We start from the raw sequence: 16,839 nt of genomic DNA on the forward strand, positions 1-16,839 counted from the left end.
CTCCCGCCGTCAGGCGATCAGCGCTTCGAGAACTGCGACGCCTTGCGGGCCTTCTTGAGACCGGCCTTCTTGCGCTCGATGACGCGGGCGTCACGGGTGAGGAAGCCGGCCTTCTTGAGGGCCGCGCGGTTGTTCTCGCGGTCGATCTCGTTCAGGGTGCGGGCGATGGCGAGACGCAGTGCGCCGGCCTGACCCGAGGGGCCGCCACCCGTGATGCGGGCGGTGACGTCGTACGAGCCGAGGAGCTCGAGGACCTTGAACGGGTCGTTGATCAGCTGCTGGTGCAGCTTGTTCGGGAAGTAGTCCTCGAGGGAGCGGCCGTTCACGACGAACGTGCCGGAGCCCGGGACGAGACGGACGCGGGCGATGGCCTCCTTGCGGCGACCGACGGCACCGCCCGAGACGTTGAGGATCTGACGGGGAGCCGCCTCCGACGCGACGGGCGCGCTCTCGGTGGTGAAGGTCTCCGGGGTCTGGTCGATGGAGTCAGCGATCTGAGCCATGAGTGTTTTCTCGTTCCTGGAAGTCGTCGTGGCCGCTGTTACTGCGAGACCTGGTCGAAGGTGTACGGCTTGGGCTGCTGCGCCGCGTGGGGGTGCTCAGCGCCTGCGTAGACCTTGAGCTTCTTGAGCTGCTCGCGACCGAGGGTGTTCTTCGGCAGCATGCCTCGGATCGCCTTCTCGACGGCGCGGGTCGGGTGCTTCTCCAGCATCTCCGGGTAGGTGGTGGCCGTGAGGCCGCCCGGGTAACCGGAGTGGCGGTAGTAGACCTTCTTGGCGAGCTTCGACCCGGTCAGGGCGACCTTGTCGGCGTTCACGATGATGACGTAGTCACCCATGTCCATGTGCTGGGCGAAGGTGGCCTTGTGCTTGCCGCGGAGGAGGGCGGCGACGTGCGAAGCGAGGCGGCCGAGCACGACGTCGGTCGCGTCGATGACGATCCAGTCGTGCTGGACGTCTGCCGGCTTCGGGGAGAACGTACGAGTCACAGGAGTACTGCTTTCGTGTCGAGGTGAGGAGTCCGTGAATCCCACTCCGGTGGGCGTTCCCGCGGGCAGATGCCCGGTGAACGACCCGGTGGAGGGCCCATCTGACTGTCTGGCGCAACAGAGCGCGCAGACCAAGAGATGAGCCTAGTCGACGCCGGAGCGTCGGGTCAACCGCGGCCACTCCACGGTGACGACGGACAGGAGGCTCCCCACCGGTCACGGCCGGCCCGCCGCTGGCGCGTCGCTCCGGAACCGGCCGGTGTGGGCCCAGGTGCGGGTCCGACCCGCACCGCACCTCCCGTCAGGTGGTCGCGTCAGCGCCACCTCCAGGTGGTCGCGTCAGCGCACCGTCACTCGGTGTCGCCGGCCGCCGACCGGCGGCGTCGGACCGCCAGGAGCCCGCCACCGGCGGCGAGGAGCGCGAGCGCCGCCGCGACGCCGCCCCCGATCTCCGCACCCGTGAAGGCGAGGCCACCCGTGCCCGGACCCGACGTCCCGCCGCTGCCGACACCGGCGCCGGGGAACAGCCCCGTGCCACCGGCACCGGAGCCGTCGACCGGCGTCGGAGCAGGCGTCGGCGCGGGGGTCGGGTCGGGCGTCGGCTCCGGGTCGACCGGCGCGTCGGCGACGTCGAACCCGACGAGGATCGGGTCGTGGTCGCTCGCGCGGTACACGTCGTTCGTGTACAGGTCCGAGACGTTGACGTTGTAGCGGCTGTACTCCAGGCCCACCGACTCGGTCGAGTTGATGTTCCAGATGTCCACGCCAGTCACGCTCGCGAGCGCTGCCGGGGAGGCCAGCACGTGGTCGAGCGACCCGCTCAACCCGCTGAACACGTACGAGTACTCGGTGCGGTCGCGGGCCGGGGCGAGGTCCGTGTACCCGGCGTCGCGGAGGACGACCATCGGGTCCTCCTCGCTGTAGGCGTTGAAGTCGCCGAGCATGAACACCTTGTCGGTGTCGTAGCGGTCCTGCATCGCGGTGGAGAACGTCGTCAGGGCCGTCGCCTGGCGGACGCGGTCCGCGTTCGACGCTCCCTGGCCGTCGCCCTGGTCGGCGTTCTCGCCGGTGCCGGAGCCCTTCGACTTGAAGTGGTTCGCGATGACCAGGAAGTCGTCGTCCGCGGTGCCGCCGACCGGGCGGAAAGCGTCCGCGACCGGCTGGCGGGCGTTCGTGAACGCGGGGTCGAGCAGGATCGTCGACTCGCCGGAGGGCGCGACGCGGGCCTTCTTGTAGATGAGGGCGAGGCGGATGACGTCCTCACTGCTCGGCAGGACGGACGGGGACGGGACGAAGGCCCAGGTGTCGGAGCCGGTCGCGGCGTTGAGCGCCGTGACGAGGGTGCCCACGGCGGCGTCGCGGTCCTGGCCGAAGCGGGCGGAGTTCTCGATCTCCTCGAGCGAGACGACGTCGGCGTCCAGCCCGTTGATCGCCTTGACGATCTTCACCTGCTGGCGGTCGAGGTCCTCCTGCTCGGCGGCACCGCGGGCGTCGCAGCCGGAGTTCACCGTGATCGGGTCACCGACGCGGTCCGTGTAGTACGTGCACCCGGTGAGCTCGTCGCCCGTGGTCGGGAAGTAGTTGAGCACGTTGAAACCGGCGAGCTTGAGGTCCCCGCCGACCGCGGCGGGCGCGGTGGAGCGGACGTCCGAGAACGACACCGGCAGGTCCGCCGCCGCCGTGGCACCGGTGACCGGCGTCGTCGGCTGGAACTTCCACGCGTCGTTCCGGAAGTCCAGGACGACCGGTGCCGAGAAGGTCGCGGTCGCGCCGACGGTCACCGGGCCGGCGTTCGTCAGCCACGGCACCGGGATCGACCGTGCGGACTGGTCGGCGCCGTCGCGGGGCAGGAAGTTCGTGCTCGCACCGTCGTCGAGCGTGACCGACCGGGCGGCGTTGTCGGCCGCGACCGCCGCGGCCTCGGCGCTGCCGGGGCGGGCGACCTCGGTCGGCTGCAGGAGTCGACCGGAGCCCGTCGCGAGCACGATCTCGCCGTACTGGTTCGTCGTGTAGTTGTCGGCGACCGTGTACCCGCCCTGCGGGGCCACGAGCATGCTCTCGAGCGTCTCGCGCTGCGCGTCGGTGCGCGGGAAGGCGACGGCGGCGGGCAGCGGTGCGACGGCCGGCGTCGTCAGCTCGGTCAGGTCCGCGGTGCTCGCCACGGTGAGCTCGGTGAGGCCGGAGAACTCGGACACGGCGCCGGTGACCTGCACGTGGTCGCCGATCGCGACGAGCCCGGCGGTCACGGCGGAGTAGACGTAGAGCCCGTCGGAGGCGGTCCGGTTGGCGGGGTCGACCGCGCCGCCCGTCCCCGGCGTCTGGATCGTGTACCCGTTCAGCCCTCCCGTCGCGTAGACGGCGGTGACGACACCGCTCGTGGTGACGGTCTTCCCGACGAGGGGCGACGTGTCCGTCGTGCCCTGGACCTCGGGGATCGTCGCGGCGACGGCCGGGGTCGGCGGCGGCGTGGTGCCGCCGCCCGGCGCCGGGGTGGTCCCGCCGCCGGCGGTCTGCCCGGCGGCGTTCCGCGGCGTCACGGTCGCGGTGACCGTGAAGTCGGTCGCGTTCACGTCGGTGTCCGCGGTGCCCTGTCGGACCAGGGCGTTCGGGACGGGGTTGCCGCCGTCGACGGTGCGGACCGCGCCCTCGTACGTGTTCGAGGCGCCGTAGCCGAGCAGGTCGACGACCCCCGCGGTGCCCGTGCCGACCGGGCCGGCGGGCAGCGTCAGCGCGGCCGTGCGGTCGGCGAGGACGAGCGTGCCGGTGGTGCCGGACGGGTTGAGCGACGCGGTGTCGTCCGCCGTGGGCAGGGCCGCGCCGACCGCGGTGGCCCCGCCGTTCCCGGCCATGGACACCAGGAACGTGCCGTTCGCCGGGACGGTGCCCTCGAGGGTGCTCGTGCTGAACGCCCCGGTGCCGGTGGCCGAGCGGTACTGCAGCGACCAGCCGTCGAGGCTGACCGGGACGGCGGTCGGGTTCGCGATCTCGACGAACTTCTCGTTGAAGAACGCGTTCGCGCTGCCGCCCTTGAGGTAAGCCTCGGCGATGACGAGCCCCGTGCCCGCGGGGTCTGCGGTCGCAGCGGTGACGGTGACGAGCGGTGCTGCGACGAGTGTCGCGGCAGCCGTGGCGCACAGCAGGGTGCGGCCGACGGTTCGTGGCATGGAGACCTCTGGTTCGGAGTCGGGAGGGACCTCGCCACGCTACGGACTTGTGGGGACGCTCAGGTTACGGGGACGTGAAGTTCTGCCCCCGCACGGGGGACAGAAGGAGCGGTCTCCAGATGCACGCGGACACCGCACGGAGCCACCCGTCACAGGTCGGAGAGCATGCGCAGCACGGTCGTCCCGACCGCAATGACGTACCACCCGACGAGGTTCCCGCGCTTCCGCGCGAGCACCAGCGAACACCCCATGACGACCAAGGTCGCTCCGGCCGCGATCCCGCGGATCACCAGGCTCTGGCCCGTCACGCCGATCACGCAGCAGCCCAGGGTCGCCAGCACCACCAGGAGCCCCAGTGCCGCTCTGCGGCCCCGGTCCCGACGGATCGGTCGAGGAGCCTCACTCACGTCGCCACCCGCTCCGCACGTACCCAGCCGGCCAGGACGGGGAGGACGATCCAGATCAGACCCGAGGTGACGGCGGGGAGGACATCGGCTTCACCCGTCAACCCGCTCTGCACCGTGCCGAACCGGATGTACGCAGTCCACGCCCCGAGCGCCGCGAGGACCACGTCGAGCACGAGCGTCACCGCGAGCACACTCACCAGCCCGAGCGGGAGCGAACGCGACGTCGCGCCGATGCCGAAGCCGGACACCGCGGACGAGAACGTCAGAGCAGCCAACTGCACGACGGGATGGACGGCTTCCAGCGACGCGGCTCGACCGCCGAGCAGGACGGCCACCCCGGCCCCGACGACCCCGACGAGTACGGCGAAGAGGACCACAGCGGCGATGAGCACGCCACACGCTGCGAGTCGCGCGAGGTACATGGCCGACCGGGATCGTCCCGCCAACAGACCGTCGCGCTCACCGCCGCACGAGGCGTCGCCCACACCGACCACGACCCCGACCACCGATGCAGCCAGCGCGACGGGGAGCCCGGTGGTCACCAGGACCTCCCCGACCGTGAAGCTGGCCGCACGCGTGACGAGCGACACACTCAGAGCGCAGCACACGACGACGAGCAACGCCAGCACACCGAAACCGACCAGGGCGCCCACCGTGTCGACACGCTTGCGGACCTCGAGCGTCGCGACACCGACGAAGCCGATCACGCGACGACCTCCGACTCGAACTCCGCCGTGGAGACCTCGTCGTAGAGCGCCTGCAGAGACCTCCGGGCCGGTACCACCGAGAGGACGTCGACGCCGACCTCCGCTGCCATTCGCACGGCTTCCGCCGCACTGATCGGGAGGTGGACCACGCGGCCGTCGACGACCGGCTCGATCCCTCGCTCGGCCACGGCCTCCAGGAAGTCCGTCGCGTTCCCGACCCGTACCTCGCAGGCCTCGGTCTCGACGGACACCACCGGCTCGACGCGGACGACCCTCCCCTGGCTCACGATGACGGCGACGTCGATCATCGTCTCGAGTTCACCGAGGAGGTGGCTCGACACGACGACCGTCACTCCGGCGTTCCGGAGGTCGGACACGACAGCCCGGAGCCACCCGATGCCGTTCGGGTCGAGTCCGTTCATCGGCTCGTCGAAGAGGACGAGGGACGGTGATCCGAGGAGCGCCACACCGATCGCGAGTCGCACCTTCATACCGAGCGACAGCGCCTTGACCCGACGCCCCAGGACGGCGTGGAGACCCACGCGACGCGCCGTCTCGTCGACCGCTGAGCGATCGCTGCCCACGAAACGGGCTCGGAGCAGCAGCGTCTCCCGGACGGTCCTGCCGCGGTGCAGGTCTCCGTCCCCGAAGACGGCCCCGACCGCCTCGCCGCGCTGCCACGGCGATCCGGTGAGAGCACCGTGGTCGATGCGCACGAGGCCCGCGAGGACGGCGAGGAGCGTGGACTTCCCGGCGCCGTTCGGGCCGACCAGACCGTACACACGGCCTGGCTGCAGTTCGACGGACACGTCCTGGAGACGAGGTCGGTCGTGGCCACGAAGGCGGACGTCCCGGAGTTGGATCATTGCTCGTTCCTTCCGACTCGGGGCGGCGGCCCGGGCTGGCCCGGACCGCCGCTCCCGAGCGCAGATCAACCGAAGAAGTAGTTCCAGAGAGCGCTGAACAGCTCCTGGACGGTCAGGTGCGCGAGCGCGTTGATGCCGGCGCGGACCCAGCCCGCCAGCCCGTTCCACCAGTTCTTGAAGGCGTTCAGTCCGTTCCGGAGCGCGGTCTTGAGCGCGGGGATGACGGACGAGGCGTTGCGCTTGAGCCAGTCGACGATCGGCCTGATCGGGACTCCGTCAGTGGAGGACCCACTGGTCGTTCCGGCCGGTCCGGTCGGTCCGGTCGTGGACGGAGACGACGCCGCGGGAGGCGCGACGGCGATCGCCGATGAACTGACGGCGCTGGACGAACTCGAGCTGACCGGTTGCGCTGAAGCAGCGGTCGCCCCGATCGTGCCCAGCATCGCTCCGCCCAGGATCGCTGCGACGACCGCACTCGTACGGATCTTCTTCATGGTGGTTCCCCTCGTGGAGGGCGGCTCCTTCACCACCGCTGAATCCACCATTTCAGATACCGAACTGGAATACCAATGAGAGGAGCTGTCAGCTCCCGATCGGCACCCACTCCGCCCCCACCCGGTACACCGCCGGCCCGTGCCCCGGCAGCACGATCGCCGGGTACGGCAGCACCCGCGCCGACTCCACGGCGAGCGCCTGGTCCGCCGTGAAGAACGGCGTGATCATCCGCGGCCGCGGCGCCCAGGACGCGGGCTGCGTGTCGTGGTGCGTGACGACCGCGTCCCCGGTGACGAGGGCGTCCGCGGCCGGGAGCAGGTACGTGGTGGACCCGGCGGTGTGCCCGGGTGCCGGCAGGGGGGTCATCGCACGGCCGTCGAAGTCGCGGGCCGTGAAGGCGCGGGCGCTCGGAACGGTGGTGGGTCGGAGGGCGTCGGACGCGACCGCGCGGGCGAGCCAGCGGAGCACGCGCGGTGCGGCGAGCCGTCCGCCGATCTCCGCCGGGGTGACCTGCTGCCGGTCGGGGCCGCGGACGTTGTCGACCTCGTCGGCGTGCGCGAGCACCTCGACGTGCGGGAAGCGCTCGAGGATCCCGGGCAGGCCGCCGACGTGGTCGACGTGCCCGTGCGTGACGTAGACGCGGCGGAGGTCCTCGAGGTCGTGTCCGGCGAGCAGCACGCTGTCGAGCACCAGGTCCGTGTCGGCCGGGTAGCCCGCGTCGATGAGGGCGACGCCGTCCTCCTCCGCCAGGACGACCCAGTTCGACACCGGCCCCTCGACGAAGACCACACCGGGTGCGACAGAGACGACGGAGCGCGGAGCACGAGGAGCCATCCCCCGACGCTACCGCCAGGCGCTAGCGCCCGCCCTCGTCCGACAGGTCGCCGGGCCGGTGTCCCTCCGCGTCGCGACGGGCGCGTGTCTGGATGGCCCGCGCCTCCAGGGCGTCGTCGTCCGGGTACCCGACCTCGGTCAGGGTGAGTCCGCGGGCCGGGGCGGTGGTGAAGGCGCTGGTGCGTTCCGCCGCGACGCGGAGCCCGTCGAGTTCGTCCGGCGTCAGCCGGCCCTCGCCGACGGCGAGGGTGCCGCCGACCATCGCGCGCACCATGGAGTGGCAGAAGGCGTCGGCCTGGAGGCTCGCCACCAGCACGCCGTCCGGCTCACGGTCCCAGCGGAACTCCTGCAGGGTCCGGATCGTGGTCGCGCCGACCCGCGGCTTGCAGAACGCCGCGAAGTCGTGCAGCCCGAGCAGCCGCAGCGCACCGCGCTCCATCGCCGCCGGGTCGAGGCGCCCCGGGTACCAGGTCGTGTGCCCGCGGCGGAGGGGGTCGCGGAGGGCGTCGACGTCGGCGACCCGGTACCGGTAGCGCCGCCAGAGCGGGGAGAACCGGGCGTCGAACCCGGCCGGGGCGACGCTCACGCGGCGGACGACGACGTCCCCGTCGGCGCCGGCGAGCCCGTTGAGCCGTCGGACGAGCCCGGCGAAGGGGTCGCGGACGGTGCCGTCGGCGCTCGGACGCTTCGGCCGGGTCAGGGCGGCCCACTGGTCCGGGCTGAGGTCGAAGTGTGCGACCTGTCCGGTGGCGTGCACGCCGGCGTCGGTGCGCCCGGCGACCGTCAGCTGGGGTGGTTCGCCCCACCGGGTGAAGACGGTGGCGAGGGCGTCCTCGAGCACGCCCTGCACGGTCCGGAGTGCGGGCTGGCGTGCCCACCCGGAGAAGCCGGAACCGTCGTACGCCAGGTCGATCCGCAGTCGCACGCCGGTGTCGTCTGCGCCGGTGTCGTCTGGTGTCCGGGCCGTGTCGCTCACGTCCTCCACGGTACCGATGTCAGCGCCGCGTCAGTGCCGCGTGAGCGCTGCTCGGCAGTGTCCTCCCCGTACACGACGTCGACGGAAGGACACGACGATGACCACGACACCGCTCGCGGTGGAGGCCACTGGCCTCGTGAAGACGTTCGGCAGCAACCGGGCCGTGGACGGGGTCGACCTCCGCGTGGAGGCCGGCACCGTCTACGGGGTGCTCGGACCGAACGGTGCCGGCAAGACCACCACGATCAGCATGCTCGCGACCCTGCTCCGCCTGGACGGTGGCCAGGCGCGGGTGTTCGGCCACGACGTCCGCCGGGAGCCGCACGTGGTGCGGCAGCTCATCGGTGTGACCGGCCAGTACGCCAGCGTCGACGAGACCCTGAGCGCGACCGAGAACCTCGTCGTCTTCGGCCGGCTGCTCGGGCTGTCCCGGACGGAGGCGAAGCGGAAGTCGACGGAGCTGCTCGAGCGCTTCGGGTTGAGCGAGGCCGCACGACGACCGCTCCGCGGGTTCTCCGGCGGCATGCGTCGACGGTTGGACCTGGCTGCGAGCCTCATCGCGCAGCCGCCGCTGATCTTCCTCGACGAACCGACGACGGGTCTCGATCCCCGGACCCGGGCGCAGATGTGGGACACGATCCGGGAGCTCGTCGCGACCGGGTCGACGGTGCTGCTGACGACGCAGTACCTCGACGAGGCCGACCAGCTCGCGGACCGCATCGCGGTGATCGACCGCGGCCGGGTCGTGGCCGAGGGCACGAGTGACGAGCTGAAGGCCTCGATCGGCACCGCGTCGCTGCAGCTCCGGCTGGCCGACTCGACGTCGGCACGACTGGCCGAGGCGTCCGACCTGGTGCTCCGCGTGCTCGGGACCGCGGCGGTGGCGAGCCCGGAGGGCTCCCGCCTGACCGCGCCGATGGCGGACCCCGACCGTGTCACCGACCTGCTCGTGTCCTTGCGGGACGCCGGCATCTCCCTCGCCGAGATGAGCGTGCAGAAGCCGACGCTCGACGAGGTCTTCCTCACCATCACCGGCGAGGGGGTGGGCGCTGCCACGCCTGCACCCGCCGCCCGCGCGCTCGAAGGGAGCAACGCATGAGCACGCTCACCACCCCCGACCTGGCCGCCGCACCGTCGGGCACCCCGCGGGTCGCCCCGCGGCCGGGTGTCGGCGGATCCGGCCTGGCCGCGACCGTCCGGCAGTCGCTGACGATGGCGTACCGCGGCCTGGTCAAGGTCCGACGGACGCCCGAGCAGCTGTTCGACGTGACGCTCATGCCGATCGTCTTCACCGTGATGTTCACGTACATCTTCGGCGGCGCGATCGCCGGGGACGTCAGCAGCTACCTGCCGATCATCATCCCGGGCATCCTCGTGCAGACGAACATCACGTCGTCGATCGTCACCGGCGTGCAGCTCCGTGAGGACATGGACAAGGGCGTGTTCGACCGCTTCCGGTCGCTGCCGATCGCCCGGATCGCCCCGCTCGCCGGAGCGCTGCTCGCCGACACGGTCCGCTACGCGATCGCCACCACCATCACCTTCACCGTCGGGTTCATCATGGGGCTGCGTCCCGCCGGTGGCATCGGCGCGGTGCTGGTCGCCGGCCTGCTCGTCGTCGTCGTGGCGTGGGCGATCAGCTGGGTCTTCGCCTACTTCGGCGTCGTCGCCCGCACGGCGTCGAGCGTGTCGGGCATCTCGAACCTGGTGCTCTTCCCGCTGACGTTCCTGTCGAACGCGTTCGTCCCGGCGGACACGCTGCCGGACTGGCTGCACTGGTTCTCCGACGTGAACCCGATCTCGCACCTCATCACGGCGGTCCGCGACCTGGTCAACCACGGCACGATCGGCGGCGACCTGTGGTTGAGCCTGCTCGGCGCAGCGGTCGTCGTCGCGGTGTTCGCCCCGCTCACCGTCCGGGCCTACATGCGGAAGGCCTGACCGCCTCGAGCGCCGCTCGCGCGGCAGCGACGGCCTCGGCCCGGGACATCCCGGCCGAGGCCGTCTCGGCGTCCACCACGAGGGCCTCGCCGACCGCGGCCACGACCAGCGGCCGGAGCCGTCCGTGACGGAGGACCGCGAAGTCCTGTCGGGCACCCAGACGGAGCGCACTGCCCCAGGCAGCGGCGACGAGGGCCGAATCGACTCCGCGGTCGATCGCCTCGAGCGCGGCGCCGACGACGGCCGTCCCGACGACGGGCAGGTCGTTCCACAGCGACGGCATGCGGAGCGCGACCAGGGCACTCACCCGGACCTGCCGGGCGAGGTCCGCACGGGCCTCCCGACCGGCGTCCTGGAGGCCCGCTGCGGCCCCGGCGGACCGGGCCTGCGCCGCCTCGTCCTGCGCGGCCAGGAGCGCCGCACCGATGACCATCACCCACTGGCTCGCCTCGCGCCGGTGCGGCACCGCCTGGTCCCAGGCCCGCCGGTACTCGACGACCGCGCGGGCGGGGTCCCCCTCGGTCCGTGCGACCTCGGCCCGGACCGCGTGCGCGAGCAGCGTCATCTGTGCCCGCTCCCCGCCGGGGCCGCCACCCGGGCCACCGACCGGTCCGGAACCGGGGGACGCCGGGAGCGCGGCGAGTTCGGCCGCCAACGAGCGGGCGCGGTCGACGTCCCCGGTCGCCGCGGCGCTCAACCCGACGCTCCACCCGACCTCGACCAGGTCGTCCTCGGCGCCGAACTGCTCGAGCCGTTCCCGGGCTGTGGCCGCCGCGGCGAGTGCCTGCTCGTACCGACCGAGTTGCCCGGCGAGCTGCGTCACCGAGACGGCCGCGGTGCCCGAGGTCCAGACGTCACCGGCCTGCTCGGCGAGCAGCCGCGCGCGGGTCGAGAAGCCGAGGGCGCGTTCGAGCTCACCGTCGTTCTCGGTCAACGGCGCGCTGAGCAGGTGCGCCAGGCACGCCACTCCGGTGTCCGGGTCCTCGCGGAGTCGGGTCAGGGCGGTCTCACCCGCGGCCCGACGGCCGAGGGTGAGGAGCAGCTCGGCCTGGGCGTCGACCACCGGGACGCCGGTCACGCCGGCCCGGTGCAGGCGGCGGAGCGCGGCGCGGGCGCGCACCGAGGTGCGGCGGTCGGAGAAGGCGGCGGTCGCGCAGGCGATGACGAGGCCGAGGACGGCGGCCGTCCGCACGCCGGTCGCGGGCTCGGGCTCGGGCTCGGGTGGGACGGTGCGGAGGACGGCCACGACGTCGGACGCGATCGCCGCGACCTCGCCGTGCGCCCCACGGAACGACCAGTACCCGGCGAGTGCCGAGAAGAGCGGCGCGACCGCGACGGCGTCCTCGGCGCGCAGGTTCCAGCGCAGCATCGTGACGAGGTTGTCGGCCTCGCGTTCGAGCACCCGGAAGCGCACGACCTGGTCCGTGGTCCGCACGATGAACAGGTCGTGCTCGGCCGCGGCCCGGCAGGCCCAGCGGGTCATCGCGGCGCGGACGTCCCCGGTGGCGCCGGACTCCTCCAGCCGTGCGGCACCGAACTCGCGGACGGTCTCGAGCAGGCGGTAGCGGACGGGCTCGCCCTCCTGCTCGACGAGCTGCACGAGGGACTGCTCCACCAGTTCGGCCAGGTCGTCGAGGGCGTCGTGCACCCGGGACGGTGCGGCGACCGCTTCGACGGCGTCGACGGACAGGCCGTCCGGGAAGAGTGTGAGTCGGGTCAGCAGGTCCCGGGCCCCGTCGTCGAGCAGTCGCCAACTCCACTCGATGACGGCGAGCAGGGTCCGGTGCCGTTCCGGGGCCGACCGGTCGCCACCGCGGAGCAGCGCGAAGCGGTCGTCGAGTCGTCGTTCGATCTCGTCGACGCTCATCCCGCGGATCCGCGCGGCGGCCAGCTCGATCGCCAGCGGGGACCCGTCGAGCCGGGTGCAGATCCGGCGGACCGCGTCGACCGGCAGCACCGCACCCGGTCGTGCCGCGCGTGCCCGGTCGGTGAACAGGCGGACGGCGGCCCCGTCTGCTTCGACCGGCAACGGCGCCAGCGGCGCGACGACCTCGCCGGCGACCGCGAGCGGCGCGCGCGAGGTCGTCAGGACCCGCAGTCCGGGCAGCTCCGCGAGCAGGTCGGCGGTGATCGCGGCGACGGGTTCGAGGATGTGCTCGCAGTTGTCGAGCACGAGCAGGGTGAGTTCCTCGCCGAGCGCTCGGACCACCCGGCTCCGCAGGTCGGCCACCACGGCGTCCCGCAGGCTCCGTGCGCTGCGGACCTCGGCGATCCCCAGCAGCGCACCGATCGCGGGCACCACGTCCTCGCCGGTGGTGAGCGGCGCGAGCTCGACCACGACGACACCGCAGGCGGGCGGGACCGTCGTCGCCGCGGCCTGCGCGAGTCGCGTCTTGCCGAGACCGCCGGCACCGAGGATCGTCACCAGCCGCGCCTGGGACAGGAGGCGCGTGACGGTGGCGAGGTCGGCCTCCCGTCCGATGAGCGCATTCGGCGCGGCCCGCAGCCCGACCCGCCGGACCGAGCCGCTGACGGGACCGGTGCTGCGGAGCACCTCGGCGTTGAGTCGCACCAGGTCGGCGGACGGATCGGCGCCGAGTTCGTCGGACAGCCGGTCGCGGTGCGCGGCGAAGACGGCGAGCGCCTCGGCTGCCTGTCCGGCACCGGCGAGGGCACGGACCAGCCCGGCGACGGCTGCCTCGTCGAACGGGTCGGCCGCGGCCTCGTCGCGCCAGAGGGCTGCGGCGGCATCCGGGTCGCCACTGGACTGGAGGACCGTGGCGAGTCGACGACGGAGGTCCCGTCGGACCGCGCCCGCCCGGTCGGCGAGCTCCCCGGCGACGGAACCCTCGAGGTCCCCTCCGGGCTCGCCGCGCCAGCGGTCCAGGGCCGCGCGCAGCACCGGCGCGTCCGGGGTGCCGCCGAGCATCCGTTCGGCCGCACCGAGGTCGGTCGCGTCGGTGTCCACGCCGAGGACGTACCCGGACGGGGTGGAGACGACGAGCCCGTCGGCGGTGGCGCGGCGGAGGCGCGAGACGAGCGTCTGCAGGGCCGCGCGGGCGCCCCTGGGTGGTTCGTCGGCCCACAGGTCGTCGATGAGGGACTCCGTGGTCACGGCGCGGCCGCGCGCCAGGACGAGCGCGGTGAGGAACGTCCGAGCCAGCGTCCCGGGGACCGGGACGAGGGCACCGGTCCGGTCCTCGGCGAGCACCGGACCGAGGACGGCGACACGGAGCTCGGGCACGCTCGGAGTCTAGGCGCGCCTCGTCACGCGATCGTGATGGGAACGGCCTCTGCTGCCGTCGTGCCCGCCCGTACCCTGAGCATGTGTCCACACGCTTCCGCCGCATCACGACCGCCGCCGTCGCGGTCACGGTCGTCCTCGGTCTGACGGCCTGCTCCGGCACCGACTCGTCGTCCGCGCCGGGTCCGACGTCGGGAGCTGCGAGCGGGACGACCTCCACGCCGGACACCGGGGCTGCCGGGTCCGACCAGGACGGTGCCGACCAGCGGGTCTCCTTCGGGCGCACCCCGGACAGCGCCGGATGGCCGAGCTGTGCGCAGCTGCTGCCGGGTGGCCTGGTCGAGGCGGTCGTCCCGGGCGTCGCCGTCGAGGACCCGCTCACCGGGCAGGCGCACACCCTGGGCGCGTGGGCGTTCCCGCAAGCCGCCGGTGGCGCGTCCTGCTGGGCCACCAACGGGGTGTCCACCCTCGATGACGTCGCGGAAGCCCGACGGGACGACCCCGTGTTCCAGGGCGTCCACGTGTCGGTGCTCCCCGACGCGGGCCCCGATTTCCGGGCTGCGGGCGGGAGCGACGCGGCCAGTGCGGGCATGTCCGTGACCGAGGTCCGCTGCGACGCGTCGGATGCCGCACGGGTGCAGTGTCAGGGTGGCGTCCTCGCCGGTGACGCCTGGGTCGACGTCACGGTCGTCCGGGCGCAGGACAGCGCCGCTGCGGTGCCCGAGGCCGTGCTGCCCGCCTTCCGGACGCTCCTCGGACACGTGCAGCAGGACGTGGCGAGCTCCGCCGGAGCGTCGGTGTCCACCGGTCATGCCGCAGCGAGCAGCCGACTGACGGTGTGCGACAGCAGCCGGGTGGACGACGTCAGCGACGTCGACCTCTCGACGCCGTCCGACGTCGCCACCGACACCGCCGCCGAACTCGGCGACTTCGCGATGCACCGGGTCGAAGGCGCCGTGTGCGTCTTCCGGTACGACGGCTCGGGGCGCTACCCGCTGACCGGTGCCACATACTCCGCACTGCCCGACGGCGGGTGGGTGCTCGAACAGCGGCTCGGCAACGGCACGGTCGACCGGTCCGGCCGACTCGACCTCGACGGACTCGAGAGCGGCGACGCAGCCTGGCGTACCTGCGACGACACGCTCTGCTCGGTGGACGTCCTGCGGGGCGGCAGCTGGGAGCACTTCGGGCTCTGGCGTGCGGTCGCGCCGGACACCACCTCGGCGGTCGTCCGCTGGGTGGAGGCCTCGCTGGCCGCCTGAGCCGCCTACCGCTCCCGGCGCCGCTCCGGACGGGCCGCACGGAGCCGCCACCCGATCCCGGTGCTGACCCGCTGGGGAACTGGCGACCGGTCCGTGTCGTCCGAGGGCCCGGTCGCGGTGTCCAGGTCCTGCGTCGCCTGGCGCTCGGACTCGACGATGCCGCGGAGCGACACCAGCGCGGACGAAGTCACCGCCACGTCCGACGGGTACTCGCGCGATGCGTCGAGCGCCCGTTCGAGTTCGGAGATCGCCCGGTCGCCCTCCTCCGGCGGGTGGTCACCCCGGACCATCGCCGCCACCTGCCGGACCGCCGTCGTGAGCGGCACGGTGAACGCCTCGTCCGGCCGACCGAGGTTCGACGACACCGGCCCTGAACGGGCGACGAGTTCGGTGAGGTCCGTCGTGTACCAGGCGACCCGCTCGAGTGCGCGGAACCGGGAACCGTCGCGCTGCAGCCGCGCACGCGATCCCCGGAGCGCTCCGCGGGGGTTGATGCGACGACTCTCCTGCGCGATCGACACCCGGCTCCGGACGTCGGCGATGGCACGGTCGAGGCGGTCCTGCGCGCGGTCCCACGCCCGCTCGTCCCGCTCCCCCTGCTCGAGCACGTCGGCCAGTCCGTCGAGGTGTTCGGCCAGCACGCCGTTCACCTGGTCGATCCGACGTTCGGCGTCCCAGAACCGCAGGGGTGGGAACACCAGGAAGTTCACCAGCAGGCCGACGAGCACACCGACCGTCATCTGCACGAGGTACCCGAGCGAGTACCCCTCGGCGTGGGCGCCACCGACGAGCAGAACGAAGAGCGCCGCCGTGGAAACCCACGAACTGCCCTCGCCGAGGATCCGGAACCCACCGACGAGCACACCGACGCCGACCGCGAGGGCGACCGCCAGGACTCCCGAGTGCCCCACCCACATCGTGAAGGCGGCGACAGCGATGCCCAGGGCGATGCCGACCAGGGTCTGCACGCCGCTGCGGAGGCCGGCGAACACCGTCGTCTGCATGGCGACCACCGCACCGAGCGGGGCGTAGTACGGGTAGTCGGACGCGACGCCCGGGACGTGCCGGGCGATCATCCATGCGAGCGCTGCGGCGGCGGCGGCCTTGCCGGCGTGCAGCAGGCGCGGCTGTGTTCCGGAACTCCGGCTCCACCGCCACACGCGCGTGCCGACCCCGGCGATGTGCTGGAACTGCATGGGTGCTCTCGTCTCGTCGGCCGGCACCGTGGCGGCGGGCGCTGGGCGTGCCTCCCGGCCGCGCGGGTCCACGCACGAACACCGGAGGGCCCCCACAGCCTGCGCTGCGAGGGCCCTCCTGTGTGGTGCGGTGCGACTACTTGGAGGCGTCCGCGGCGTCGTCCGACTTGGCGGCGGCGTCGGCCTCGACCTCAGCGGCAGCGTCGGTCGTGGTCTCCTCGGCGACCGGCGTCGACTCCTCGGTGGTCTCGGTCTCCTCGACCGGGGCCTCCGTGGTGTCGGACTCCGTCGCGGCCGGCGCTGCGGCGGCCGGAGCAGCCGTGCGCGAGACCGGAGCCGGCGTGCTCGACACGGGCTCGAGGACGAGCTCGATCGAGGCGAGCGGCGCGTTGTCGCCCTTGCGGAAGCCGAGCTTCGTGATGCGGGTGTAACCGCCCTGGCGGTCGGCCACCTGCGGCGCGATCTCGGTGAACAGCGTGTGCACGACGGTCTTGTCGCGCAGCGCTGCGATCACACGACGACGAGCGTGCAGGTCGCCACGCTTCGCGAACGTGATGAGCCGCTCGGCGACCGGGCGGAGGCGCTTGGCCTTCGTCTCGGTCGTGGTGATGCGGCCGTGCGTGAACAGGGCGTTGGCGAGGTTGCTCAGGAGCAGGCGCTCGTGGGCGGGACCGCCACCGAGGCGGGGGCCCTTGGTGGGCTTCGGCATGTCAGTTCTCCAGTGGTGATGGTGGTGCGCCCCGTGTCAGGAGCGCGTGC

Annotated in this window: 15 protein-coding genes; 3 read left to right on the top strand and 12 right to left on the bottom strand. The window is 72.8% G+C overall.

Going from position 1 to position 16,839, the window contains the following annotated elements; translation table 11 throughout:
- Positions 1-17: 17 nt before the first annotated feature.
- The 9 genes from rpsI to DEI89_RS08155 all read right to left on the bottom strand — a co-directional run bounded on the left by rpsI (position 18) and on the right by DEI89_RS08155 (position 8,437).
- A complete protein-coding gene (rpsI, locus tag DEI89_RS08115; protein WP_110903538.1) occupies positions 18-503 on the bottom strand; it encodes a 30S ribosomal protein S9 in 486 nt (161 codons plus the stop codon).
- 38 nt (positions 504-541) lie between these two features.
- Entirely contained in the window at positions 542-988 is a 447-nt protein-coding gene (gene rplM, locus DEI89_RS08120; RefSeq protein WP_110824221.1) for a 50S ribosomal protein L13, read from the bottom strand.
- 350 nt (positions 989-1,338) lie between these two features.
- Positions 1,339-4,152: an ExeM/NucH family extracellular endonuclease gene (locus DEI89_RS08125; RefSeq protein WP_110903539.1), complete on the bottom strand. Its 2,814-nt coding sequence runs from the start codon at positions 4,150-4,152 to the stop codon at positions 1,339-1,341.
- Positions 4,153-4,301: 149 nt separating this feature from the next.
- The gene (locus DEI89_RS08130) at positions 4,302-4,559 is read right to left on the bottom strand and encodes a hypothetical protein (protein WP_146236716.1); all 258 of its coding nucleotides are present in this window, start codon (positions 4,557-4,559) and stop codon (positions 4,302-4,304) included.
- Positions 4,556-5,266 carry a hypothetical protein gene (locus DEI89_RS08135; protein WP_110903541.1) on the bottom strand — a complete coding sequence of 237 codons (711 nt, stop codon included), beginning with the start codon at positions 5,264-5,266 and terminating at the stop codon, positions 4,556-4,558. The genes DEI89_RS08130 and DEI89_RS08135 overlap by 4 nt, the downstream gene beginning before the upstream one ends.
- A complete protein-coding gene (locus tag DEI89_RS08140) occupies positions 5,263-6,132 on the bottom strand; it encodes an ATP-binding cassette domain-containing protein (RefSeq protein ID WP_110903542.1) in 870 nt (289 codons plus the stop codon). Before DEI89_RS08140 ends, DEI89_RS08135 begins: the two co-directional genes overlap by 4 nt.
- A 65-nt stretch (positions 6,133-6,197) precedes the next feature.
- Positions 6,198-6,626 (bottom strand): hypothetical protein, encoded by a 429-nt coding sequence (locus DEI89_RS08145; RefSeq protein WP_110903543.1) that lies wholly within the window; start codon positions 6,624-6,626, stop codon positions 6,198-6,200.
- Between the two features lie 88 nt (positions 6,627-6,714).
- Positions 6,715-7,461, bottom strand: coding sequence for an MBL fold metallo-hydrolase (locus tag DEI89_RS08150; protein WP_110903544.1), 747 nt, complete (start codon positions 7,459-7,461; stop codon positions 6,715-6,717).
- Positions 7,462-7,483: 22 nt separating this feature from the next.
- Positions 7,484-8,437 (bottom strand): tRNA pseudouridine(38-40) synthase TruA, encoded by a 954-nt coding sequence (locus DEI89_RS08155; RefSeq protein WP_258368821.1) that lies wholly within the window; start codon positions 8,435-8,437, stop codon positions 7,484-7,486.
- A gap of 97 nt (positions 8,438-8,534) precedes the next feature.
- Between DEI89_RS08155 and DEI89_RS08160 the strand changes: the two genes are divergently transcribed.
- Positions 8,535-9,536, top strand: a complete 1,002-nt coding sequence (locus DEI89_RS08160) for an ATP-binding cassette domain-containing protein (RefSeq protein WP_110903545.1) — start codon at positions 8,535-8,537, stop codon at positions 9,534-9,536.
- A complete protein-coding gene (locus tag DEI89_RS08165; protein WP_110903546.1) occupies positions 9,533-10,378 on the top strand; it encodes an ABC transporter permease in 846 nt (281 codons plus the stop codon). The genes DEI89_RS08160 and DEI89_RS08165 overlap by 4 nt, the downstream gene beginning before the upstream one ends.
- On the opposite strand, the gene DEI89_RS08170 is transcribed toward DEI89_RS08165, so the two are convergent.
- Positions 10,347-13,622: a BTAD domain-containing putative transcriptional regulator gene (locus DEI89_RS08170; RefSeq protein ID WP_110903547.1), complete on the bottom strand. Its 3,276-nt coding sequence runs from the start codon at positions 13,620-13,622 to the stop codon at positions 10,347-10,349. The two genes, DEI89_RS08165 and DEI89_RS08170, sit on opposite strands and share 32 nt — an antisense overlap.
- A gap of 83 nt (positions 13,623-13,705) precedes the next feature.
- Between DEI89_RS08170 and DEI89_RS08175 the strand changes: the two genes are divergently transcribed.
- Positions 13,706-14,884: a hypothetical protein gene (locus tag DEI89_RS08175; protein ID WP_110903548.1), complete on the top strand. Its 1,179-nt coding sequence runs from the start codon at positions 13,706-13,708 to the stop codon at positions 14,882-14,884.
- A 5-nt stretch (positions 14,885-14,889) separates the two neighbouring features.
- On the opposite strand, the gene DEI89_RS08180 is transcribed toward DEI89_RS08175, so the two are convergent.
- Together DEI89_RS08180 and rplQ are read right to left on the bottom strand one after the other, a co-directional pair.
- On the bottom strand, positions 14,890-16,080 hold the full coding sequence (locus tag DEI89_RS08180; protein ID WP_110903549.1) for an aromatic acid exporter family protein: 1,191 nt from the start codon (positions 16,078-16,080) through the stop codon (positions 14,890-14,892).
- A gap of 136 nt (positions 16,081-16,216) precedes the next feature.
- A complete protein-coding gene (rplQ, locus tag DEI89_RS08185; protein ID WP_110903550.1) occupies positions 16,217-16,789 on the bottom strand; it encodes a 50S ribosomal protein L17 in 573 nt (190 codons plus the stop codon).
- Positions 16,790-16,839 lie beyond the last annotated feature (50 nt).

Origin of the sequence: Curtobacterium sp. MCBD17_030, from assembly GCF_003224255.1 — a bacterium.
Lineage (GTDB): Bacteria > Actinomycetota > Actinomycetes > Actinomycetales > Microbacteriaceae > Curtobacterium.

Coding starts and splice junctions, on each gene's coding strand:
- rpsI (WP_110903538.1), bottom strand. CDS start 503: ATGGCTCAGATCGCTGACTCCATCGACCAGACCCCGGAGACCTTCACC.
- DEI89_RS08125 (WP_110903539.1), bottom strand. CDS start 4,152: ATGCCACGAACCGTCGGCCGCACCCTGCTGTGCGCCACGGCTGCCGCG.
- DEI89_RS08140 (WP_110903542.1), bottom strand. CDS start 6,132: ATGATCCAACTCCGGGACGTCCGCCTTCGTGGCCACGACCGACCTCGT.
- DEI89_RS08145 (WP_110903543.1), bottom strand. CDS start 6,626: ATGAAGAAGATCCGTACGAGTGCGGTCGTCGCAGCGATCCTGGGCGGA.
- DEI89_RS08150 (WP_110903544.1), bottom strand. CDS start 7,461: ATGGCTCCTCGTGCTCCGCGCTCCGTCGTCTCTGTCGCACCCGGTGTG.
- DEI89_RS08160 (WP_110903545.1), top strand. CDS start 8,535: ATGACCACGACACCGCTCGCGGTGGAGGCCACTGGCCTCGTGAAGACG.
- DEI89_RS08165 (WP_110903546.1), top strand. CDS start 9,533: ATGAGCACGCTCACCACCCCCGACCTGGCCGCCGCACCGTCGGGCACC.
- DEI89_RS08180 (WP_110903549.1), bottom strand. CDS start 16,080: ATGCAGTTCCAGCACATCGCCGGGGTCGGCACGCGCGTGTGGCGGTGG.
- rplQ (WP_110903550.1), bottom strand. CDS start 16,789: ATGCCGAAGCCCACCAAGGGCCCCCGCCTCGGTGGCGGTCCCGCCCAC.